At 48.3% G+C, this 21,789-nt stretch carries 16 protein-coding genes and 9 pseudogenes; 15 read left to right on the top strand and 10 right to left on the bottom strand.

All coding sequences use genetic code 11. The features are described 5' to 3' along the window. Positions 1-244: 244 nt before the first annotated feature. A pseudogene (locus NC981_RS24195) lies at positions 245-955 on the top strand (IS6 family transposase). A 616-nt stretch (positions 956-1,571) separates the two neighbouring features. Here the strand turns inward: NC981_RS24195 and NC981_RS24190 are convergent. The 4 genes and pseudogenes from NC981_RS24190 to NC981_RS24175 all read right to left on the bottom strand — a co-directional run. Beyond that, positions 1,572-3,407 carry a hypothetical protein gene (locus tag NC981_RS24190; protein WP_348245373.1) on the bottom strand — a complete coding sequence of 612 codons (1,836 nt, stop codon included), beginning with the start codon at positions 3,405-3,407 and terminating at the stop codon, positions 1,572-1,574. Continuing rightward, the gene (locus NC981_RS24185) at positions 3,367-5,067 is read right to left on the bottom strand and encodes a hypothetical protein (protein WP_348245372.1); all 1,701 of its coding nucleotides are present in this window, start codon (positions 5,065-5,067) and stop codon (positions 3,367-3,369) included. Before NC981_RS24185 ends, NC981_RS24190 begins: the two co-directional genes overlap by 41 nt. Then, complete coding sequence (locus NC981_RS24180; RefSeq protein WP_348245371.1) at positions 5,019-5,777, bottom strand: hypothetical protein; 759 nt, start codon at positions 5,775-5,777, stop codon at positions 5,019-5,021. The genes NC981_RS24185 and NC981_RS24180 overlap by 49 nt, the downstream gene beginning before the upstream one ends. Continuing rightward, positions 5,776-5,883: pseudogene (locus NC981_RS24175) on the bottom strand (IS1 family transposase); the annotation flags it as partial. The gene NC981_RS24180 and the pseudogene NC981_RS24175, both read right to left, overlap by 2 nt. A gap of 38 nt (positions 5,884-5,921) precedes the next feature. Between NC981_RS24175 and NC981_RS24170 the strand changes: the two are divergent. The 3 genes and pseudogenes from NC981_RS24170 to NC981_RS24160 form a co-directional block, all read left to right on the top strand. Further along, positions 5,922-6,131 (top strand): annotated as a pseudogene (locus NC981_RS24170) (type II toxin-antitoxin system VapC family toxin); the annotation flags it as partial. 380 nt (positions 6,132-6,511) lie between these two features. Then, a complete protein-coding gene (locus NC981_RS24165) occupies positions 6,512-7,735 on the top strand; it encodes an S-layer homology domain-containing protein (protein ID WP_348245370.1) in 1,224 nt (407 codons plus the stop codon). A gap of 268 nt (positions 7,736-8,003) precedes the next feature. Continuing rightward, positions 8,004-8,708, top strand: coding sequence for an SDR family oxidoreductase (locus NC981_RS24160; RefSeq protein ID WP_348245369.1), 705 nt, complete (start codon positions 8,004-8,006; stop codon positions 8,706-8,708). A 45-nt stretch (positions 8,709-8,753) separates the two neighbouring features. Here the strand turns inward: NC981_RS24160 and NC981_RS24155 are convergent, their stop codons facing one another. After that, the gene (locus NC981_RS24155) at positions 8,754-9,245 is read right to left on the bottom strand and encodes a hypothetical protein (RefSeq protein ID WP_348245368.1); all 492 of its coding nucleotides are present in this window, start codon (positions 9,243-9,245) and stop codon (positions 8,754-8,756) included. 52 nt (positions 9,246-9,297) lie between these two features. Here NC981_RS24155 and NC981_RS24150 point away from each other — a divergent pair, with 52 nt between their 5' ends. Further along, on the top strand, positions 9,298-9,882 hold the full coding sequence (locus NC981_RS24150; RefSeq protein WP_348245367.1) for a TetR/AcrR family transcriptional regulator: 585 nt from the start codon (positions 9,298-9,300) through the stop codon (positions 9,880-9,882). Here NC981_RS24150 and NC981_RS24145 read toward each other — a convergent pair. Together NC981_RS24145 and NC981_RS24140 are read right to left on the bottom strand one after the other, a co-directional pair. Then, the gene (locus NC981_RS24145; RefSeq protein WP_348245366.1) at positions 9,869-10,474 is read right to left on the bottom strand and encodes a TetR/AcrR family transcriptional regulator; all 606 of its coding nucleotides are present in this window, start codon (positions 10,472-10,474) and stop codon (positions 9,869-9,871) included. The two genes, NC981_RS24150 and NC981_RS24145, sit on opposite strands and share 14 nt — an antisense overlap. A gap of 6 nt (positions 10,475-10,480) precedes the next feature. Beyond that, positions 10,481-11,308 (bottom strand): class I SAM-dependent methyltransferase, encoded by an 828-nt coding sequence (locus NC981_RS24140; protein ID WP_348245365.1) that lies wholly within the window; start codon positions 11,306-11,308, stop codon positions 10,481-10,483. A 76-nt stretch (positions 11,309-11,384) separates the two neighbouring features. On the opposite strand from NC981_RS24140, the pseudogene NC981_RS24135 reads away from it, so the two are divergent. Beyond that, positions 11,385-12,862, top strand: a pseudogene (locus tag NC981_RS24135) (amidase). Positions 12,863-12,867: 5 nt separating this feature from the next. Here NC981_RS24135 and NC981_RS24130 read toward each other — a convergent pair. Further along, positions 12,868-12,963 (bottom strand): annotated as a pseudogene (locus tag NC981_RS24130) (TetR/AcrR family transcriptional regulator); the annotation flags it as partial. A gap of 105 nt (positions 12,964-13,068) precedes the next feature. Next, a pseudogene (locus NC981_RS24125) lies at positions 13,069-13,485 on the bottom strand (TetR family transcriptional regulator); the annotation flags it as partial. Positions 13,486-13,700: 215 nt separating this feature from the next. On the opposite strand from NC981_RS24125, the gene NC981_RS24120 reads away from it, so the two are divergent. Then, positions 13,701-14,693: a Rieske 2Fe-2S domain-containing protein gene (locus NC981_RS24120; protein WP_348245364.1), complete on the top strand. Its 993-nt coding sequence runs from the start codon at positions 13,701-13,703 to the stop codon at positions 14,691-14,693. 12 nt (positions 14,694-14,705) lie between these two features. On the opposite strand, the pseudogene NC981_RS24115 reads toward NC981_RS24120, so the two are convergent. Beyond that, positions 14,706-14,981, bottom strand: a pseudogene (locus NC981_RS24115) (winged helix-turn-helix transcriptional regulator). Positions 14,982-15,333: 352 nt separating this feature from the next. Here NC981_RS24115 and NC981_RS24110 point away from each other — a divergent pair. The 8 genes and pseudogenes from NC981_RS24110 to NC981_RS24075 all read left to right on the top strand — a co-directional run. Then, a complete protein-coding gene (locus tag NC981_RS24110; protein WP_348245363.1) occupies positions 15,334-16,074 on the top strand; it encodes an IS982 family transposase in 741 nt (246 codons plus the stop codon). 70 nt (positions 16,075-16,144) lie between these two features. Next, positions 16,145-16,447: pseudogene (locus NC981_RS24105) on the top strand (DDE-type integrase/transposase/recombinase); the annotation flags it as partial. Positions 16,448-16,797: 350 nt separating this feature from the next. After that, complete coding sequence (locus NC981_RS24100; RefSeq protein ID WP_348245362.1) at positions 16,798-17,184, top strand: nuclear transport factor 2 family protein; 387 nt, start codon at positions 16,798-16,800, stop codon at positions 17,182-17,184. Between the two features lie 117 nt (positions 17,185-17,301). Further along, complete coding sequence (locus tag NC981_RS24095) at positions 17,302-17,850, top strand: hypothetical protein (RefSeq protein ID WP_348245361.1); 549 nt, start codon at positions 17,302-17,304, stop codon at positions 17,848-17,850. After that, a complete protein-coding gene (locus NC981_RS24090) occupies positions 17,837-18,535 on the top strand; it encodes an energy-coupling factor transporter transmembrane component T (RefSeq protein ID WP_348245360.1) in 699 nt (232 codons plus the stop codon). Before NC981_RS24095 ends, NC981_RS24090 begins: the two co-directional genes overlap by 14 nt. Further along, complete coding sequence (locus NC981_RS24085; protein WP_348245359.1) at positions 18,523-19,890, top strand: ABC transporter ATP-binding protein; 1,368 nt, start codon at positions 18,523-18,525, stop codon at positions 19,888-19,890. Before NC981_RS24090 ends, NC981_RS24085 begins: the two co-directional genes overlap by 13 nt. A gap of 209 nt (positions 19,891-20,099) precedes the next feature. Next, complete coding sequence (locus NC981_RS24080; RefSeq protein ID WP_348245358.1) at positions 20,100-21,014, top strand: transposase family protein; 915 nt, start codon at positions 20,100-20,102, stop codon at positions 21,012-21,014. 690 nt (positions 21,015-21,704) lie between these two features. Then, positions 21,705-21,789: pseudogene (locus NC981_RS24075) on the top strand (IS6 family transposase); the annotation flags it as partial.

Below are 21,789 nucleotides of genomic sequence, written 5' to 3'. Positions count from 1 at the left end.
AAGCATAAATGGTTGTGTTGCAAAAATGGTAGGGTGGGGAAGTTCAATTTTCGGCGTTGCTGAATAGCGGTATGTTTTCTTCGTTTAAATGGGTTGCTGCCCTCACCCTAACCCTCTCCCTGGGGAGAGGGAACAAGAGTATTTCTAGCTCCCTTCTCCCTGGGGAGAAGGGTTGGGGATGAGGGCAAACCCGGAATTCATGCCATCATTCAGCAACGCCCAATTTTCTCTAGTCTTGCTCTCAATGAGGACTGACACGCTGTTCAAATGGCATCACTTTCTGCCTGAAATCATCTTGCTAAATGTGCGCTGATATTGTCGTTATTCCTTGAGCTACCGAGATTTGGAGGAAATGATGGCGGAGCGGGGAATCGCCGTGGATCATTCGACCATTAATCGCGCTCGTTTTGAAGTTTGCCCCAGAAATAGACAAACGCATTAGACGGTTCTTAAGTCCCACGAGTGATTCGTGGAGAGTCGACGAGACCTATATCCAAATCCGGGGAGAATGGAAGTACCTGTACCGAGCGGTAGATTCGGCAGGCAACACCCTGGATTTTGTGCTGAGTGCGAAGCGAGACGGAAAAGCGGCGGCACGCTTTTTCCGTAAAGTGTTGGGAGCGAAACACACTCAAACGCCCCGAGTGATTACCGTCGATAAGAATGATGCCTATCCCGTGGCAATGGATGAGTTGAAGCAGGACAAAACATTGAGAGCCGAGACCGAATTACGACAGAGCAAGTACTTGAACAACATGATTGAGCAAGACCATCGCAACGTGAAGCGCATTGTCAGACCGCCGATGGGATTTCAATCTTCAACACAGCCAAGAGAACGTTGCGCGGGATAGAGGCAATGGCAATGCTTCGTAAAGGACAAGTGAAGGGAATCAGTCAAGGGGATAGTGTATCTCAAGCAAGATTCATCAATGAACTCTTCGGAGTGATTGCTTAAAACAATACGAACGAAACCAGTTCGTATGTCGCTTTAAAAGCTTTGCGACAGAACCGAAAATTGAGCCTCCCTACCCTACCATTTTTGCGACACAACCCAAAAACTCGCGTCTCTCGATTTGCAGCTTTGGCAGAAACCTGATTGTGATCCCAATCTGAGTTCGCCAACAGTATCCGGTCGTTTGTGATTCTCAAAATATAACCTCTAAAGGGCTCTGTAACAAATGTTCTGGAGCACTTCTAGCGGTTTGTCGAATGAACACAAGACAAGTTATGGGAAACCAAAATCTCTAAGTTTAATTCGTCATTTGGAGCAATTTCCTTGCCCTGCGCCTTGCGCTAACTTCACTGGAGTAGCAAATCAAGCGACTTGTGATCGACAATGTGCGATTCACGAAATTGATGCGGATATGTCCACTGTAAGGATTCGAGAGCTAGTGGATTATTTGGCATGAACATCGCCATTTCTAAAAGCGCCAAATACTTGTTTGATGCCAGTACTCGACGTTTTAGTAATGGCTACTTTCGAGGCAAATGACCCGCTAGGTTGATCGCAGCTTTGAGCGACAGCAGAACCAATCCCGAAGTCAGCAGAATAACAGCCGGGAAATTGAGCGTTAGCGTTCGACTTGAATTGGTTGCGTTTTTTCAGCAGATTGAAGCTGCGTGGTTCCTGCGGAGTTGTGCAAAGCACTAATGGCGGTCTGAAAATTAGTAATATCGCGACGCATCATTTTTCGCTCATTCAGGCTGATCGTAACCTCTGAGTTCCGATAGTCTGGCGGCGGCGCTGCTATGGCTTCAGAATTACCTTGCTCTTGGTTAAACACCTGCCTCAAGCGGTTTCCGATTGCCTTGATCCCCTCTAATCGAGAAATGTCTCCTTTCGCTTTGACAGCAGTGTACCAATCGAGCAACTCCTGTCTAGAAGGTGAGTAACTCTGCTCTGGTGCTACCACTGCTGATGGCGGTGCAGGTTGAAGAGGCTGTACCTGAATCGGTTGAGTAGGCGGAAATGGCTTAATCCGCCCATCTACATAGTCGCCCAACGGCTCCATCTTTAATCCCCAAACTTCCTGCTTATTCAGGAAAAGCTGAGGCAATGCCTTTGCGCTATGTTTTTCCATGTCTGCCCACTGCTGTTGGTAGGCTGAGTCAGCAACCATTGCAGGAGTAATGCGATATTGTTCGCCGACTCGGAAGGCAACTTTTCGTTCTCCCGCATAGGCGATCGCAACATCGCCTTCTTTGAAAGCATAGGCTTTGTAGGGTTCAAAGGTGCGTGTAGTGTGGCAGCGCCCGTAGCCGCGCATTGCCTCCAAACAGTTACCGACTGGAAGTGGATTTACCTCGCCGTACATCATCAGCGGATACGTCATCTGCACTGGTTTGCCCGTGATTTTGACGGCTGAAGAGGTAGCCAGTTCTGTTGCCACCTCGCTAGATCGCTCCTGCATTGCTCGTTGGACGGATTTAGCAAGAGGTTGTGCGATCAAACTCATGACTTGCACTTGAGCCACGTTGCCAGCTTCCTGATTGAGAACTGCCTGAGTTCCTTGGAAACTTCCTACTTGTAGCAATTTAGAACTCTTCAATTTCCGCTCGGAGGTCGAATCGAGAATACCTAATGTTTTGCGAGTGCCATCTATTTCCACCTGCGCGATCGCGATCTGGTCTTGATACCCGATATAAAGCATTGCCGAATCGGGCTGCCAAGCGTGATCGCGCAAGTCATGCTCCAGAATCTTCTTAATGCTGATCTCTCCCACTGGAGTTTTTGCTGTCACTTTGTCTGCTAGAGGAGTCGTAATTTGGGCTATAACGGTCGTGCCAACGGGCAGTCGCATTGATCGGGGATCAATTGCGCCAAACTGTTTCTCTGTTCCGTCGGCTTCAACGATCGCAACAGATTGCGTCGTCCGAGTTTCGCCACCCTTGGTTTGATAGGCGTACTGGCTGAATCGGACCGTATATTCCCCATCTGGAATTCGACCTACTTCGTTCGTTTCTCGCTGAATACCTGTCAGGGTAATTTCGGGAACGGCTTGCAGCCGCTGGCAGATCTCTCGCGTAAATGCCTTGAGGACAACGCCCATCCCCGAACTCTGTCGCCACATTGCCGAAGCGTAGGCCATGCTTTCTTCGGTTGGGATAGTTGCGACGGCATCTTGAAGATATTGAGCTGCTCTAGCTAACTGTTCTTTGGCATCACTTTGCAGCACCAGAGGTGGACGAAACTGAACCGATGGATTAGCAAGCGGAATTCGCGAATGCTGCCCAAAGCGCTCTTCCAGGTTATGTGTGATCGCTGACTCCGGCGCAACAAAACCCAGAGGAATTCGCGTTTCTGTTCCATCTTCAGCACGGAGAAACCGCTGAACGAGAAATTGCTCTGGATTGTTCTTTGTGACTCTAGGATTTGCCTGAATGAAGGTCTGCCAATTGGTATTCACTATTTGCTTCCCAAATCGGTGAGTCGTCCGGGTTGACATCACAAAGTCGCTGGAGCGTTAGATGTTTGCCTGTTTTAGGCGAGGTCAAGATAAGCGTGGGTTGCTGGTCTTCTGGACGATTCTCGCGCAGTCGTTCTTTGGTTTCGATCGCTTGCTTCACCAAATTGTTGTAGGCTTCCACGAGCATAAGGGCTTTTTCTTCCTGTTCCGGCGTGAAATCCTTAGGAAAAAGATCCCGGTATGCTTCGTTCGAATACTCCGCCAATTGAGTTGCTTCGTAGAGACGGTTCATCGCTTCCACGCCCCACCCGATCGGTTCCTGAGTATTAGTCGGCATCAGCTTCCCATTCGTGTAAATCGTTGGGTCCTTCTGATGCTGACGAAGTTCATGGGGTCTGTGGGCGAGAGCTTTGACAAACGCTTGAATCGATTCATCAATGCCCTTTGAACTTTTAGCAGTATCAACTGCCGTTTGCAGGTTAACCGCGTTGGGACCGTCAACGACATCTGTTAAAAGCTGATAAACATTGTTGAGTTGGGCTTCGACGAACTGCTGCCGCTGCTCGACATCCAGCATTGTCGATAATTGCTCAGCAGCTTGCGCGATCGCGTCCATCCGATTTCTAAAACCGTAAGCAGGGAAGCCATTTGAGAGAAGGGCTGTGTCGTCAGGAATAACGGTATCAGAATTCAGCAGTTTCTTGTAATGGGTTGAAATCTGGACTAGCAATGGCTCTTTCTGCTCAGCAGCAATGTACTGGGTCTCTAACGCGAGAGACTGAAGAATCATACCGACATTCGCCACTTTGCCCGTGGGATTATTCGCGGTAATTTCCCAGGCTCTCCAGATTGCTTCAGACAGGGATTCGTGTGCCTGCTCCCAGGCGTGTTTGACTTTCTTCTGCTTCACGATTTCTGGCGGTTTTCGGTCTGGGGCATTACGATCGATGATTTCAGCAACGGCAACTGGAAAATCACCAGGACGAATTAGAGCGTGCTCTGGCTCAGTTTGCATCTGGGCGATTAATTGCCCGAACAGCGATCGTCCGGCTTCGTACTGCTCGGCAGGTGATTGATCGACGGTCGATGCCAACTGCGCTCGAATCTGATTGGGCACATCCTCAACCGTAGGGAGATAGCCAACAAAATAGCCATTGGCATCTTTGTCAAAATCAGTGATTGCAACGTGCTTTGCCGTCCACGGATTCAGATAGCCAACCCCCTCTTTCCGAAATGCTTCTGGATCTGCTTGCGCTAGGACTTTGGTGTTGTTAACTGCGATCGCGGCGGCTCCCACGCTGGGGAAGGGAGAGCGGTAATACGCCACGATCGCGCCATGTGGCAAGTCTCTATTACAAACCTCCCAAGGCATCATCTGGGCGTGGTGCTGTGCTATTGCGGAGGGAACGTAGATGCCACCTACAGCTAGATCGACTCGTTCACCGCGCAGGTAGCGATCCAGTTCATAGTTAATCTTGCTAAATTGATCTAGTTGCCCGAACTGATCAGACTTCAAGACCTCATAGAGCCAATCAGATTGCTCGTCTACTTCGCTATCGTCAGTTGCCAGAACTTCTCGCTGTTTGTCCTTTTGATCCAGGTAGTATTGCCCTAATCGTCGTGGGTCAACTGCAACCGCTGCCAGTGCCTCGGCTTGCACCAGCATACGCGGATTAAATTCGGCAGCGTTGCGTCAGGAATGCAGCCTTTGACTTGTGGACCGACTACCTGCTCACCGTACTTCCCATCCGATTTACGATTAATCCAGAATTTCTCAACTTCTTTAATCCCCGGCTTAGAGAGAATACCGTCATCTCCTTTGATGTCATTTTTAGAGATGATCGCGTCTACTCCTAATCGCTCACACCATCGGCTCGTTGCCAGTGTTCCCTTTACCATGCCAGGAAGGTCTGGAGTGGCAGCGCGGAACTGAGTCACGGTTGTGCGAGCCAGATAGTTAAGGCGTTTATCGAGCGCTTCAGCAGCCTCGGATGGGATGGGTGCTGTTTTGAAGGTGCCTTCTCGCTGATAGATATCGATGAGTTCAGAAACATCTGCCTCGATGCCAGCTTTTTCTAAAACTTTGACGATCACTTGCTCGACCTCTGTTATGGTTAGCAGGCGCTTCATGACAGGTGTGGCAACCAGCATCGTTCCGTCGCCCATCTTGTCGTAAAGCTGGTTCAGTTCTTCAGGGGGAATTGCGCGATTATTGCGATCGTGCAAGACCTCGCTACCATGCGATCCTTCGGGGCTTGGCGAAGCCAATCGCGCTTCGTCATCAATCACTAAAATTCGTGCCTTGCGACCTGCTGTGACGGAGTTGATCACGGTAGAACTCATGCCATCAGAGACAATCAGACGGATCATAGCGATCTAGAAATTGGCGTTTACACTCCACGCAGATGTGATTCTGCTTGCCTCTGCGCTTGCCGTTCTTGCGAATATGAGTTGAGTGGCAGTCGGGACAGTCCATCATTCGTCACCTCTGTTCCTCCCTCTATTATGTAACGCCATCAAGCGTTAGCCTATCCTGGGATGCGTCTTTTGGAGCTAACCCCCCGAATTTGCGTAGAATCTACTCAGCTTCCTGGTGATTTTCATCGAGATCCAGCCGACCAAATTATCGTAGCAACAGCACGATTGACTAGTTGCCCATTGGTGACGATAGATAGCAAAATATTGGGCTATTCTCACGTTCAGAAGCAGCCCTTAAGCATGTAACCTCTAGAGCTGTTTGATTTAGCTTAAAGTTAAACATCTGCGGTAAAAAGATCAAAGTGTCAAATCAGACATTTCCCTCCCAAATCTTTTACGGATGCCCTCGACCTCTACATCACTTCTCTATCTGAATAGAAAGTCTTGGGAACAAAGTCCTATAGCCTCAGTCGGAACTACTGAGTAGTCAATGAATGCGCGATCGCAGCCGAACAATGAAGTACGAGCGAATCCACGATTGCATCCTTTGTTGAACTTATAAACGGTGAGCTAACAAGCATCACTGAAAAGCCCTTTTGCGATCGCACTCTCTCAAGCTTTACGGAGTTTTCTCAATGTCTAACGTTCGTCATCTGTCATCAAGTGCCCTACTGCTAGTCCTAGGTATGACCGCAAGTGCTGTCGTCCCGATCGTCACTTCGGCTCCCGCCACTGCCGCTAATTTCACCGACACCCGCACCCATTGGGCAAGACCCTTCATCGAAGCACTTGCTGACAAACAGATCATCGCTGGCTTCCCCGACGGCACCTTCAAACCTGATGCCCCGGTCACCCGCGCGCAATTCGCCGCGATCGTCAAAAACGCCTTTACCAGCAACCAAGTCCGCGTCGCCCGTGGGTTTAATGATGTTGCCGCCAAATACTGGGCAGCCGCCGCCATCAACAAAGCCTACGAAACAGGCTTCATGAGCGGTTATCCCGACAATACCTTCAAACCCGAACAGCAAATTCCCAAAGTACAAGCTCTCGTATCGCTGTCTAGCGGCTTAAACTACACCCCCACTGGCGCAACCGCAACCACGCTGGCAAATTTCAGAGACAGCGGAGAAATTCCCGACTATGCGAAGACGGGCGTTGCAGCTGCGGCAGAACGCAGTGTGGTGGTCAACTATCCTAACGTCAACTTCCTTAGTCCTAATGCAACCGCAACTCGTGCCGATGTTGCCGCGTATATCTATCAGGCATTAGTCAACCAAGGAAAGCTCGCCCCGATCGCCACAAGCGAGGGTGCTAACTCCTACATTGCCCGCATCACCGCCTCACCCACGACGGGCACCACCCCAACGCCTTCTCCGGTCAGCACCGATCCCCGCTACAAAGTGTCCCAAGGAACGACGGTTAATATTCGGTATCTCGGTTCTAACAAAATTGTGGTAACTCCTGGCGAAACTATCAACAACCTCACCCTGCGCGTTGTCGATGACATCAAAAGCGCTCAAGGAACGGTCGTCATTCCGAGAGACAGCGAAATTGTCGGTCAACTGGTTCCGGTGAGCAGCAACTCTCAAGTTCTGGGAACCCAGTATCTTGCTCAACAGGTGACGATTGGCACTCGCTCCTATCCCCTCATTGCCCGATCACAGGTGGTTAATGGACAAAAGATCGACCAAAACACCAATCCTGGAACGCTGAAAGATGCTGTTACCTCTGCGGCAGCTAGGGCAGCGCTATCCGTCCTGTTGGGGCAAAAAGTAGATTTGGGCAGCATCCTGACAGGTGCAACAGGTGGGCAGACCAATCCAACACAGACTCCTGGTAACTTGATTGTGATTGATCCGTCCAACGACCTGCGGCTGACTCTAAGTTCCGATTTTTACGTCGCTCCTTAACTGGAGTAGACGGAATCTGCTATCCATGACTGCTTCGTAAAGACGTGATGGCGTTGCTGAATTACTGTATGATTTGCCTGATTGAAACGTGAGCGAGACGCTCACACTACCTAATTCATTCCAATTTTTTGTAGTGTGAGCATCTTGCTCACGTTCCTGATTCATTTCTTCATTCAGCAACGCCCACTAGTCCTCCAACTGTAACTTGAGATAGCTGTCTAGAGGTCATAGGATGATGTTGTCCCCTTTATAAATGGAGCGATCACCTATGCTACAAGCAGAACGTATTGCCATTGTTACAGGCGCAAATCGTGGAATTGGGCTGGAGGTGGTGCGGCAACTCGCTCACAAAGGCATGACCGTAATTCTGGGTTCGCGGGATTTGCAAAAAGGTGAAAGGGCAGCGGCGCAACTAATCGACGCAGGGTTACAAGTTCTTCCCCGCCAACTCGATGTCGCTGATCCGGGAAGTATGGCTCGGCTTGCGGCTCAAGTAGAGCAGGAGTATGGAAGCCTAGATATTTTGGTCAACAATGCGGGCATCCTCTACGATACTTGGCAGCAACCCAGTACAGCGGATTTTGATACAGTGCAGGAAGCAATCAGTACCAATACATTCGGACCGTGGCGGATGTGTAAAGTATTTGTCCCCTTACTGCGACGTAGCCAACACGGCCGAATTGTTAATGTTTCCAGTGGAGCGGGGTCGATCACCACTATGGACAACAGCACTCCTGCTTATAGCGTTTCTAAAGCGGCATTAAACGCATTTACCCGTTCTCTAGCGGCTGAACTGAAGAGTGCAGGGATTTTGGTGAATGCGGTCTGTCCGGGTTGGGTGGCAACCGATATGGGAGGAGCAGGGGGGCGACCTGTAGAAGATGGTGCCGCCAGTGTCGTTTGGGCGGCGATGCTACCTGACGATGGACCGACAGGCGGCTTCTTTCGAGATGGTAAGCCTGTGCCCTGGTAAGGAGAGCTTGATTAATCAACTTCTCAAGATAATGACTAGACTTGCTTATTTAAGCAGTGGCAGTAAGTCGTACTCCTGGCGAATATCTAGAAGAGAGCGATCGAGTAGAGGTTCAAAGCCTAGAAAGGGAACTTGATGGGCGCGATTGCGCGTTTTTAACCAAAGCGAAATCAGATCCGGCATGAGTTGTGGAAGCACCTTGAGAATACTGCCATACAGCCATAATGAGCCTTTGTCTCGAATCAGGTCGTTGTACATCACATCAATCACAGCAGAATTGTTCATTCTCATTTCCCGGAACCGTTGAAAGGTACACTCACTTGTCCACCAAAACAGCGGTAGGAGTTTTAACTCGTCGTACATTCCGGTGTCACAGCCATAAATGACATGACCGACATCATGAGCACGCAGAATTCTGGCAAATTCAGGTGGCTGGGTTTCAGGTAGCGTGAGATGGGGATTGAGGGTGTAGTATTCTGCCAACCCTTCTTCGAGAGTTTGGGTGCTAGCCTTATCGGCATAACGAGGACGTTGCATGAGCGATTTCCCATATCGATACGATACTGTATCGTAAATTATAATAACAGCCATGACGAATCCAAGTAAAAAGTCGCCTGGAAGACCCCGGAGCGGCCAATCGCATCAAGCAATGCTGCAAGCAACCCTAGAATTGCTGGCAGAGGTTGGTTTTGAAGCGATGAGCATTGAGGCGATTGCTGCCCGTGCAGGGGTTGGCAAAACGACCATTTATCGGCGCTATAGCGGCAAAGCAGAATTGGTGGCGGATGCGATCGAGAGTATTCGGGAAGAGATTGTCATCCCTGACACCGGAAGCCTTTGGGGTGATCTGGATACTCTCATTCAAAATGCAGCTCAGATCTCGCTTAATCCTCTGGGACGGCAAACGGTTGCTATGATTATCAGCAGTGCATCAAGTAGCGCTGAATTTGCTCAAATCTACTGGACGAAGTACTTACAACCACGACGAGAAGCATTTGCAGTTGTCCTGGAGCGAGCAAAGGCAAGACAGGAAGTGCAGCCTGATTTAGACCCAGAATTGGTCTTTCACACCATGAGCGGAATCATGCTGTATGCCATGATTTTCCAGCCAACTTCTGAATCCTGGGAAAGTTATGTACGCCGTTCTCTGGACCTTATTCTCATGCGTCTCTAAGTTTTGAAGAACGTTGAATATGTTCAATCGCCACCCATAATGCATCCAGCATCACTTCATAGCTCTTATCACTGGAGCGAGCGATCGTCATCAATTCAGCTTGTTCTCGCATGATAAAGCCATAAATCGCTGCATTCGCCATTCGCATCACATCAATTAGAGCATCCTGGTTCAAGCCTTGCAGATGCAAAGAGGTTTGAAAAAGTTTTAGTGCGTCTTGCATCACCTCAGCTTCTTCTGGGTCAGTTGGTCGCATTTGATAGTGCATCATGACTCTATAACGTGCAGGATGCGATCGTGCAAAATTTCGAGTCGCATGTGCACTGACGCAGAATAATTCTCGTGAATCTGCAATGTTATTGGTTTGCTGCTGACACTCGGTTAAATACTGCCGCCAAACTGCCAGAGCAACAGCCCGTTGGAGTCCGGTATTTCCGTCTAAATGTTTATAAATAGCGGGAGGTTTAATATTCAGCTCTCGCGCTATGCGATTGACTCCCAGGGCAGATTCTCCCTCTTGGTCAAGACAAGCGATCGCGGCTGCAATCACATCCTGTTGGGTGAGTGAATTCTCTTTCGTTGGACGACCCATAGATACTTAATTTGGTCGGGCAATATGAAAGGCAGAAACGAAAGAGAGTTGAATGGTTGTGCTGTTTTGTTCTAGCACCTCTCGTAATCCGGCAAACAAAGTTTGTCTCTGCTGAGCTTCTAGTTTACCGTAAGGTGAATAGGTACTGAGCAACATTAAGTATTGATCAATGGTGTACGTTACCTCAACTTCAATGTGTCCAGATTGCATTTCTTTGAAATAGCTAGACTCAATTGCCATCTGCCCCAGTTGGTCTAGAATTGCTGCTTGCGTCGCACTGTCTTCATAAGTGCGGCCTAAGGAGGGTGTATGAGTTTGATAAACCGTTAGCAATTGCTGATAAATTTCATAACTCGGTTGTAGTTCCTTGTTCCATAGCAAAATTAAATGTCCACCTGAACGCAATGCAGCGGCAGCTTTGGGATAACCGATGTCAGGTGAAATCCAATGAAATGAACTGGCAGCCAACACCGCATCATAGCGTTGAGGTTCTAATTGCCATTCTTCAAACGAGCAGTTTTGCAGTTCGACATTTGGATACGATTCGCAGGTTTGTTGAGCAAGATGATAAAAATCAGGATTGGGTTCAACACAGAGCATTCGACATCCCAAAGTTGCAAAATCAGGAGTGGCGATCGCTGGACCACAACCAACCTCTAGCAAGGCTGAATCAGCAGAGAGTTGAGTGATTTCGACCACGCGCTCGATGATGGCTTGAGGATAGCGGGGTCTCACCTGCTGATAGGCTGTTGCTGCGGGCGAGTACCAGTGTTTACGTTGCTCCAGATCTTTGCCATAGCACTCGTTCTGGAGAATCTGCTTCAAGTCTTTCATAGCGATTGAAATTTAGTTAACGGTATTAACTAATTAAGGATATGATTAACCTTAACACCCAATTTGAGGGAAGGCTATGAGCGATCTTGTGTTCAAATCTGCGATTGAACTGGCTCAGATGATTCGCGATCGCCGCATCTCTGCGATCGAACTCCTAGACGCTCACCTAGAACAAATCGCCCAACATAACTCCAGGCTCAACGCCATTTGCACCCTTGATGAGGAAAACGCTCGTATTCGTGCCAAGCAAGCAGATGAAGCACTAGCGAGAGGTGAAAACTGGGGGGCGTTACATGGTGTTCCTGTGACCATCAAAGACATTTTTGAAACGGCTGGACTACGCACGACCGCAGGCTATATACCCCTCAAAGATTACGTTCCCCAACAGGATGCCACTGCCGTTGCCAAACTTAAAGTAGCAGGAGCCATCGTCCTGGGAAAAACGAACATGGCAGAACTGGCAGGGGATTACCAAAGCACCAATTCGTTGTTTCCGCGAGTCAACAATCCTTGGAATGTTGAATATACGGCGGGAAGAAGTTCAGGGGGTAGTGCAGCGGCGGTAGCAGCAGGTTTATCGCCATTGGATTTGGGCAATGATATTGCAGGATCAGTGCGTCAGCCTGCTCACTTTTGTGGGATTTATAGCTTGAAACCGACTGATCGCCGTATTTCTACTGCAGGTATGATTCCAGAAGTTCCTGGAATGCCCTACTGCCTACGGCAAATGATGACCGTCGGGTGTTTTGCGCGATCGCTCACCGATCTTCGTCTTTGCTTCTCTCTCATAGCAGGAGCCGAGCCGCGTCGTCCAGATGTTCCTTCTATACCGTTGGACACCCCTTCTGGTCAATCATTATCAGATCTCAAAATTGCCTGGACTGATCAGTGGGCACAGGTTCCCGTTGCTGCTGAGAGCCGCACTGCAATGCAACAGGTGATTGAAACATTAGCCCAGTCTGGTGTTCAAGTTCGCCACTGGTTGCCCGAAAACTTTGACGTGCCCGCTATCTTAAATCTCTATACAAGAATGGCAGCCTACATCAACCGCTATGCTCAACCCGTTGATCACTACAACCTTCAGCTAGTGCAACACAAATCTTTCGCACGGCAACCCAAGGAGATAAGGCACTTCGCAAAATGGGTGATTTTAGCCGCGTGTTGCCTGAACTCTTGAACCCAAGCTTGAAAGGCTATTTTGAGGCACTGACCGAGCGAGATCGCTTCATTACCCAACTCGACACAGCATTAGAATCCTGGGATGCGTGGCTCACTCCCACTGCAGCGACTTTTGCCTTTACCCATTGTCCGGCCTGGAGTGCAATAGAAGTGGATGGTCGATCCTATCCGCATGGAATCGCGAACGGAGCCTATACAATGCCATTTAATTTAAGTGGACATCCCGCAGTCGTCATTCCAATTGGACAAACAACCAATGGATTGCCGATCGGGATGCAAATTATTGGTAAACGGTGGAAAGAAATGGAGTTATTGGCGATCGCTCAAAAGCTCGATACTGTGATTGGTGGGTTTCGATCGCCATCAGGCTATTGAGCCACAAATTGCTTTCCACAATCCTTACAAAGGTAGCACTGCTTGCCCCGCCGATAGCCATTCTTCGATAACTGGATGGATTGGCAGTGGGGGCATATCATTACTTTCATTACATTACCCAACCGCTGATCGCCGATGTGCGGCTCTAAATATGACACCATCAAATCCTCAATTTGCTGCGTTAAGCGCTGGCGATGTTCCGGATCTGGATTGCGGAGTGCTGCTAGGATGACGGCATTGCTACTGTGTACACAGACTTCCGCCAGTAAATCGTGCAATTCCTCTGATAGAGCAGGATTGCGGTGTTTGAGAATACTTGCCATGAAGGCGATCGCATCTTGGGTCATGCTTTCGTCGATCGATTGAAAAATCTGACGCGCCAAGTAAAACTGCACAAACACAACCCGTGATACAGGCTGCTCGAACAGTGCTGCAACCGACTCCACTAGAACATGAATCATCTGACGTAAGGGGAGTTGCACCAGGGCTGGAATGTCTACTTGCGACCAAAACCCTTTCACCCGTTCTGAATGGCGGATCTCCATTGCCTTAAAAATCGCGGCTTTGTCTGGAAAGAACTGATAGAGTGACCCGATCGCCGTTCCTGCTTTGGCAGCAATCATATGAGTCGTTGCCGCTTCATAGCCCACCTCATCAAACACGGCAGCGGCTGCATCTAGAATCTTCTCAACTTTTTCTTTGCCCCGCTGCTGTTTCGGCTGACGACGCAAATTAGCAGAGGATTGGGGGCTTGACGAACGTGAATGTTTTGTCATATTTTGAATTCTACAAGCTAAAACATGACGAATTTCTCACAATTCTATCAGTGGAGGACGCGATGCGCTCAATGCTTCCTGGTGCGCCCTGGTTGTTGGCACACAAGTCGATGCTGAAGGTCAACCAACCGCAAAAGGTTTCGCTGTATGGTACTGATTATGTGATGTGGAAGGATGCAACTGAAGCGGTTCATGCCTTGCCGAATGCTTGCCCACATATGGGAGCAATGCTGTCTGAAGGATGGTGTGAAGCGCAGAAGGATGGTACAAGTGCCGTTGTTTGTCCCTTTCATGCGTTGCCTTTTGATGCGCTAGGTTGCACGGTTCTACCGGATTCCGGCAAAAAAACACTGTCTCTATTGACCCCCCTGGAACTCATCATTCAAGGTGACTTTATCTGGTCGTATGGTGGATACGAACCTAAAGTTCCTATTCCTACTGTAATGAATGAGATTGCAGAAAAATACGAATTCGTGGGGTATACGGGCGATCGTAGTGTTGAAACCGCTCTACTGACCATGCTCCTGAATATGCACGACTATAACCATCAGAACGGCACCCATCGGGATCTGTTTCGCATCACCGAGGTCGAGTTTCATCAATTCATTGACAATGGGCTGAATTCTCATGCGTTTTATGACATGCCCACTGCGCCTTACACCTTGGCAGAGAAGCTGAGAAAACCCGATTTATTTCTACTACCGACCACAATCAAGGCACATCTAGAAAACCATTTTCCCTCTCTGATTATCTTCCATGGGGAGATGCCATTAGGGAAGGCAGCACAATGCCATTTCTTTGTACCCGAAGCCGAGAATCGCACCCGGACTTACATCCTGCTTTTCGGTCAAGCGAAACATCCTGCCTTTAAAGTGTTTGGTAAAACTTATCTCAAGTTCGGTAAGGTCGTGGTTGATCAAGATGCCGATATTCTAAGCAAGATTTATCCAAACATCCCGCAGAAGATTAAGCTCAATAACGAAGTCGGTATGGATTGGGTACGCCGTAACTTTGAAAATTTTCCTGATGTTGTAGCACCCAATCTTTCCAGATAAATCTCAATTGCTTTACTGACTACGCTTCAAGTGATTCTCTCCCCAATTGCAAAGGACTTGCAGAACAGGTTTGAGCGTCAAGCCATACTGCGTAAACGAATATTCTACTTTAGGTGGCACTTCCGAATAAATGTTACGGTTGACAATGCCATCTTTTTCCAGTTCTCGCAATTGTTGAATGAGCATCTTTTCTGGGATTTCTGGCATCAATCGTTTGAGTTCACTAAATCGCTTTTTCTCATCTTTGAGATGCCACAGAATCAGAATTTTCTATTTTCCACCTAACACTTTTAAGGGGCGTTAGTAAAAGACCAGATGAATTAGGCAGGAACGGGAATCTCTCGGAACTTAAGCACAACCCATTTGAAGATATGAGCTGTATGAACCAGTTGCAAAGCCCTGAATTCCGGCAACGGGACGAGACCAAGTATTCGCGCTTAATATAGCTGGAATGGCTAATGCCGCAAATCCTTACTACTCAATCACTGAGTACTGCTGCATTAGAAGTTCAGTAGAAGTTCAGTTGGGAGCCAGCCATGCTCAGCATGAAGAGTAACCTCAGTTCGGGATAAGAATTGAGACAAGAAAAGGGCAAACCCGATAGGCTGAAAATGCTAAATCTCAAGCCCAGTTTGCCCTAATGCTTAGTCTAGAAGACCTGTTCTGCTCCGTCGATGATTTCTGCAACACCTTTGAACCGCAATGGAATCAGCAACTTTTAGAACATGGACTCCAGATGCGTCAACGACCCCGAAGCCTGAACCTAAGCGAAATCATGACCATCCTGATTGCGTTTCATCAGTCGTGTTACCGCAATTTCAAAACTTACTATCAAGAGAAAGTACAGACCGAGTGGGCAGATGCGTTTCCTAGCTTGGTGAGCTACCAGCGCTTCATCGAATGGATTCCTGGTACCCTCGTGCCGATGTGCGCTTATTTGCGCTCGTGCTTTGGGTCGTGCAGCGGCATCAGCTTTATGGATTCCACGTCGTTACGCGTCTGCCACAATCGCCGCATCGAGCGCAACAAAGTGTTTGAGAATGTTGCCGCACGTGGCAAAACGTCCATCGATTGGTTCTTTGGCTTCAAGCTGCATTTGGTGGTCAATGATCGAGGCGAGTTGCTCAACATCATGCTGACTCCCGGTAACACTGACGACCGCACTCCTGTACCGAAGCTGTTACAGCAGTTGTTTGGCAAGGTGTTTGCTGACAAAGGCTATGTCTCGCAAAAGTTAGCCAAGCAACTGCTCAAAACCGCAGGCATTCAACTGACTACGAAGCTCAAGCGCAACATGAAACAGCGATTGCTACCACTGAATGACCGGTTGATGCTACGTCGCCGCTCCATTATCGAAACGATCATTGTATTACAGTTGTAGATAACTTTCACAGAGACTAGAAGCCTAATTCTATCTTTCAAATTTATTCGTTTGAAAGGGCAAAACAGGCACTGACAAATTGAAGAGGTGCGAAGCTGTAAAGAAGCGAGTGATGCCAAGGGTGGAGCATCGACAACACAAGGGATTAAATAATCAGGCGGAGAACTCATATCAACTCACACGAGTCAGAGAAAAGCGAATGCGACGCTTTAAATCTGCGGGGCAAGTCCAACGATTTCTCTCAGCATTTGAACCGATTCGAGGACACTTCCATCCCAAGCAGCATAAACTGAGTGCGAAACGATACCGAGAACAGGTGCGCCAACGCTTTGAGAATTCGCAAGAAATTGCGCGCGTGAAAAGTGCTGCGTAACATTGAGCAACTGTGTATATTCAAGAATTATTGTGCTTAATTTTGAATATACACAGTTGGGTTGATAATGCCCCTTTAAGAAGCTTTGTAAGACCGTGCGGGAGAATAAATTGTTGTATAATCGACTTCAACAACACGCTCTTGCATCATTTCCTCCGAATTCCACTAGCTTCGAGCCTAGCAGCGATCCCATCACAGGTTGAGCAGGATAATGTCAGCCTGAGAACGTTGTCTACTTGAATGGAGCTTTAGGATCAACTGCAGAACACTGTTTTTCTCTTCATAAATCTTGAAATATCACCACTTTTTGCTACCAACCTCACTGAAGCACAAGATCAGAGGAAGATACGATGACAACAGAAGAAATTGCATCATTGATAAATATTTACTTTGACAACATGGCAGCGATGAATGCAAAGGGCTGGTTAGAGGTTTTTGCTGAAGATGCTGTTATTCATGACCCCGTTGGAGAACCTCCAAGGCTTGCACATAAGGATTCTCAGCAGTTCTTCAAGATATTAGCTAATTTCTTTGAAAAGATAGAACTGTCAAAAGATGACATCTTCTTTGTGAAGAATGGAGCAGCCGTGAAGTGGACAATGCAGGTCGTTACGAAAAAAGGTCACTCTGTTACCACTGAAGGAATTAGTATTTTTGAAATGAATGACGTTGATAAGATTCAGAAGGTATCGTCTTACTGGGATGAAGCCGCAATGATGACAAAATTGAAGGGTTAGTATCGCGACATGCCTCGAGCTCCAGCCCCAGTAAGATTAGTAAAGAAAACTTACTAGATAAATGCCGAATATAGTAAACTGCCTATCTTTATGAGCATCTGTTTTTAGGTCTTCTCAATGCAACATTCTTGGCATTTAAGAGATTTTGTATTTGCTGCCTTCATGACGATCGGTATGATTCTAGCGGTGTTCATTGTAGGTCCGTTTGCCCCTCCTGGATTACAACTCTTAGCATGGGCACCGCTGGGCGGCATTTTTCTGACACTGGGTATGGCGCGCTTGCAGCGTCGCGGAAGCGTTGCTCTGATGATTTTGCCGCTTGCTCTGCTGCTCGGACTGATCTCCCCGATCATCACCCTTTATCTCGCAGCGACGGTTTTAATCACTGAAGGTGCTATGTTCTTCATCAGCAACTATCGGAACAAACGGCATCGGTTACTCGGCAATGTTCTGTTTTTCAGCAGCGCAAATCTAGGAGGGTTGTTGCTCGGTGCTTATCTAATTCGAGGCGCAAGGTCTGCTCCTTTTGTGCAGTTTGTGACTCAGCCACTTGTCCTTCTGTTGCTCACAGTTGCGGCTGGACTTGCAGGGGGGATCGGGTGGTGGCTTGGAGAGCTAGCGGTTCAGCAACTTCGCAAAGCTGGAAAAATGGATGTTGATGATTAGGACTCAGCAAACACGACTAGGAATGCTTGGTCAAATTAATCCGCTGCTCAAATTAATCGTTTGTCTCAGTGTCACGATCGTTGCTTTGACCTTGCATCGGCTGACGGCGATTTGGCTATTAGTGGGCAGTTTGTTATTGCTCGCACTCTTGACTGTTCGCCTCTCGCCCAAAGTATGGGGCTATAGTGCAATCGTGCTAATCATCGGGGTTGCGATCTCAACGATCTTACGGGACGAGAACACGGCGCTACTCAGTGCGCTGCGGCTGATTGCGATCGCACTGCCTGCACCGCTGCTGGCGGGTACGACTGCGCCTAGTGATTTAGTGAGAGCATTGCAGGCCGTGCGATTACCCGGCTTTTTGGTGCTCAGCATCATGCTGATTTGGCGATTTCTGCCGTTGATTCAGCAAGAAGCTCAACGGATTATTGAAGCGAATCAATTACGCGGGGTCAATTTGGCTCGTCAGCCTCGACAATGGTTTTCTGGGCTATTCCTGCCACTCATCTTTCGGATAGTATCGTATGCCGATGAAGTCACGATCGGATTGGAAACGCGAGGATACGATCCAAACGCTCCCCGGAGCAACAGCCGTCCGCTCAAATGGCAATCCTCTGATACCTACTTTACTCTAGGTGCGGCTGTATTGCTCTGTGGAATCGGGTATCTCGAATGGAACAGATAACTCCTGCAACGAAGCAACCTATCCTGAACGTCATTGACCTCACGTTCCGGCATCCTGGCAGTTCTCAACCGACGCTGAGTGGAGTGAACCTGACTGTTTATCAAGGTGAACTCGTGCTGATTGCAGGCGCAACTGGAAGTGGTAAAAGCACCTTGCTGAACTGCGTCGCGGGCATTGCTCCTAATCATACGGGGGGAGCTTTCAGCGGTAGGATTGTTTATGAGGGAACAGATATTACACAGTTATCCGTGCGCCAGCGATCGCAATCTTTTTGTACACTACTGCAGAATGTAGAGCTGCAAATTTTTACCGATCAAGTTTGGGAAGAAGTTGTCTTTGGCCTAGAGAATTGGCAAATTCCTCCTCAGCAAATTCCTGCGTTAGCGAATGCAGCAATTCACGAATTTGGTTTAGCTGCACAACGGCAGTGGCTGATTCAGCAACTTTCTGCAGGACAGAAGCAACGATTACTGATCGCTTGTCTGTTAACATTGGGTCAACCTGTGCTCTTGTTAGATGAACCCCTAGCCTACTTGGATGCGTCAGGCGTTGAGCAATTACTGCACTTACTGAGATCGCGAGTTAATCAAGGACAAACAGTGCTGTTGGTAGAGCATCGAATTGAGGCTGTTCGTCGGATTTGCGATCGTGTCTTCTCTGTTCGCGACGGTCAACTTCTAGAGCAATCCCCATCAACTGTGCCACCTGAAATTAATTCAGTAGTTCTACCTCAGCCTTTCATATCATCTGTCTTGCTTCTGCAAACTCAGGACCTGAGTTGGAATGGCTATCCTCCCTTTCCTGATCTCCAAGTTCACGTAGGGGAAACCGTTTTACTCAAAGGCGACAATGGATGTGGGAAAACAACACTCCTCAAACTCCTTAGTGGCTTGCTCAAACCCACGACAGGACGGCTGGAAATTCTTGGAAGAGAGATGAGCAAACGCAGTGTGGTTGAGATTGCGGCGGTCGTGGGATTTGTTTTGCAAAACCCTAACCATCAACTGTTTGCGGATAGTGTGCGATCTGAAGTGTTGCAGCCCGGCGTGTCACTTGATCGAGCAGATACGTTATTAGAACAACTCAGTTTGAAAGAGTTTGCCGAACAACATCCTCAATCGCTTTCACAAGGACAAAAACGTCGGCTGGCGTTGGGGGCAGTGTTGGCAAGACAGCCACAAATCTGCTTACTCGATGAGATTACGGTTGGACAAGATCCTCACTCTTTGGCGTTGATGCTGCAAGTACTCCGACAGTTTACCCAGCAAGGCGGTGCCTTAATTCTCACGTCCCATGATCCGATTTCTGCTGCAGCTTTACAGGCTAGGCAAATCGATATATCTTTCGTAGCTTGAAGGGAGCGAGTAGAGAGGACCCCATCGCTGCATTAATCGCTGCATTAAATGTTACGGGTGATGTGCCATAGCCCTGTGTTCCGCCTCATACAGTTGAGCACAGACTCTTCATAGCCCTACAACAAGAGAACAAAAACAACTTTATTCAATAAACTTCATCAGAAATAAGTTAAGCTGAGCAGCAGGAATTTCTTCTCAGAAGCCTTGCGATGTTGACCTACCAGAGTTTGCGAAACAAGCCGTGCATCTTTCAAAGTTTGACAGGAATTAGTCTGAGCGAGTTCGAGCAATTGCTGCCGTCGTTTGAGCAAGCATGGCAGGCATACGTGGTAGAACACCACATTCAATGCAGGTCTTGGCAACGCAGCTATGGCGGTAGGCGACGGGGGCAACTGAAAGCGGATTGTGACAGGCTGTTGTTCATCTTGGTGTACTTCCGGTTGTATCCGACGCAAGAGGTACAAGGCTATCTGTTTGGCATCGGACAACCGCAGGCGAATGAATGGATACATAAGTTGAGCAGGGTGCTGAATCAAGCATTGGGCTATGAGAAACAGTTACCAGAGCGCGACGCTCGCAAGCTTGAAGCGATTTTGAACGAGTGCCCAGCACTGGAATTTGTTCTCGATGGCACAGACCGAAGAATCAATCGTCCGCAGGACAAGGAGGGGCGAAAAAAGTACTACAGCGGCAAACAGAAAGTTCACGCAGTCAAGAACAATCTGATTGCTGAACGACGCGGCAAAGTGAAGTATCGGAGTGCGACCTATGAGGGCAAAAAGCATGATAAAGCGATAGCCAATGAAGAAGGGTACACCTTTCCCGAGGGTAGTCGCTTGTGGCAGGATACAGGTTTTCAAGGATTCGCACCCAGCGGCGTGATTGTATTGCAACCGAAGAAGAAACCGCGCAATCAGGAACTGACCGACGTGGACAAACAACTGAATCGACTGATTTCAAAACAGCGAGTGGCGATTGAGCATCACATTGGCGGGATCAAGCGGTCTCAGATTGTGATGCAGAAATTTCGCAACCGCAAGGAGAACTACGTGGATCAGGTAATGGAGACGGCGTGCGGATTGCACAATTTTCGCCTTGACCACCGCAAGTTGAGATTCGCCTAATTTGACGAGATCAGGAAACATAGTGCTGAATTCCTACTGGCTGCTATTTCCGATAAAGTTTAATGAACAACTAGACTAGCAATCATCAAAATAAGATGTTCAGGTTCAACCGGTTTTGAGAGATGCATTTGAAATCCGGCGGCTAAGGCTTGTTGCTGATTCATTTCACCCGCAAAGGCAGTCAAAGCGATCGCGAGTTTAGTTCGCTCCAGCTAGCGACTACCTGGCTTTCAAGGGTTAGGTTTAACGTCAGTTCGACGAGATTTTTCGCTGCGGTTTGAGCGGCTTCTTGCCCCCTAAATCCCCCAGAATGGGGGACTTAGAGAACCGCAATTCCCCAATTGAATCGATTCCTAACCCTTCAAAGTCGCCCACCTGTGGGGAATTTAGGGGGCTACCCGCAGGTTCAAACGTAGCTAAAAACTTCTGTCGAACTCACGTGGTTTATAATCCTCTCAGGGTAAAGACGGGCACGTTCAAACCTAATCCCTAGCACTTAGATCAAAACAATGCTTAAAGAGTTAAGATGCTCGTCTACCATTGAGCTTCAAAAGCAGAGTTTAACCCTGTTGAAGCAATATTCCTCGAAGGTGGAGACAAGTGTTCGATGACTGAGGTAAAGGGTACTGTCAACTTAACTGGACTGTAGAATAATCGTACTGGTTCAACTTTAAGAACGACTGCTTGCCCATGTACTCCCGTCATCGCTTCCCTGGTGAAATTATTAGCTACTGCGTTTGGCTGTATTACACCTTTCCGTTGAGCTACCGGGACA

Source organism: Leptolyngbya sp. DQ-M1, assembly GCF_039962505.1.
Classification (GTDB): domain Bacteria; phylum Cyanobacteriota; class Cyanobacteriia; order Leptolyngbyales; family Leptolyngbyaceae; genus Leptolyngbya.
The sequence above is the reverse complement of the archived record's forward strand: the minus strand, read 5'-3'. Positions and strand labels throughout refer to the sequence as shown.

What these genes read in the sequence shown, in the direction of transcription:
- NC981_RS24180 (WP_348245371.1), bottom strand. Translation starts at nt 5,777, where the DNA reads ATGATCCGTCTGATTGTCTCTGATGGCATGAGTTCTACCGTGATCAAC.
- NC981_RS24165 (WP_348245370.1), top strand. Translation starts at nt 6,512, where the DNA reads ATGACCGCAAGTGCTGTCGTCCCGATCGTCACTTCGGCTCCCGCCACT.
- NC981_RS24160 (WP_348245369.1), top strand. Translation starts at nt 8,004, where the DNA reads ATGCTACAAGCAGAACGTATTGCCATTGTTACAGGCGCAAATCGTGGA.
- NC981_RS24155 (WP_348245368.1), bottom strand. Translation starts at nt 9,245, where the DNA reads ATGCAACGTCCTCGTTATGCCGATAAGGCTAGCACCCAAACTCTCGAA.
- NC981_RS24150 (WP_348245367.1), top strand. Translation starts at nt 9,298, where the DNA reads ATGACGAATCCAAGTAAAAAGTCGCCTGGAAGACCCCGGAGCGGCCAA.
- NC981_RS24145 (WP_348245366.1), bottom strand. Translation starts at nt 10,474, where the DNA reads ATGGGTCGTCCAACGAAAGAGAATTCACTCACCCAACAGGATGTGATT.
- NC981_RS24140 (WP_348245365.1), bottom strand. Translation starts at nt 11,308, where the DNA reads ATGAAAGACTTGAAGCAGATTCTCCAGAACGAGTGCTATGGCAAAGAT.
- NC981_RS24120 (WP_348245364.1), top strand. Translation starts at nt 13,701, where the DNA reads ATGCGCTCAATGCTTCCTGGTGCGCCCTGGTTGTTGGCACACAAGTCG.
- NC981_RS24110 (WP_348245363.1), top strand. Translation starts at nt 15,334, where the DNA reads ATGCTTAGTCTAGAAGACCTGTTCTGCTCCGTCGATGATTTCTGCAAC.
- NC981_RS24100 (WP_348245362.1), top strand. Translation starts at nt 16,798, where the DNA reads ATGACAACAGAAGAAATTGCATCATTGATAAATATTTACTTTGACAAC.
- NC981_RS24095 (WP_348245361.1), top strand. Translation starts at nt 17,302, where the DNA reads ATGCAACATTCTTGGCATTTAAGAGATTTTGTATTTGCTGCCTTCATG.
- NC981_RS24090 (WP_348245360.1), top strand. Translation starts at nt 17,837, where the DNA reads ATGTTGATGATTAGGACTCAGCAAACACGACTAGGAATGCTTGGTCAA.
- NC981_RS24085 (WP_348245359.1), top strand. Translation starts at nt 18,523, where the DNA reads ATGGAACAGATAACTCCTGCAACGAAGCAACCTATCCTGAACGTCATT.
- NC981_RS24080 (WP_348245358.1), top strand. Translation starts at nt 20,100, where the DNA reads ATGTTGACCTACCAGAGTTTGCGAAACAAGCCGTGCATCTTTCAAAGT.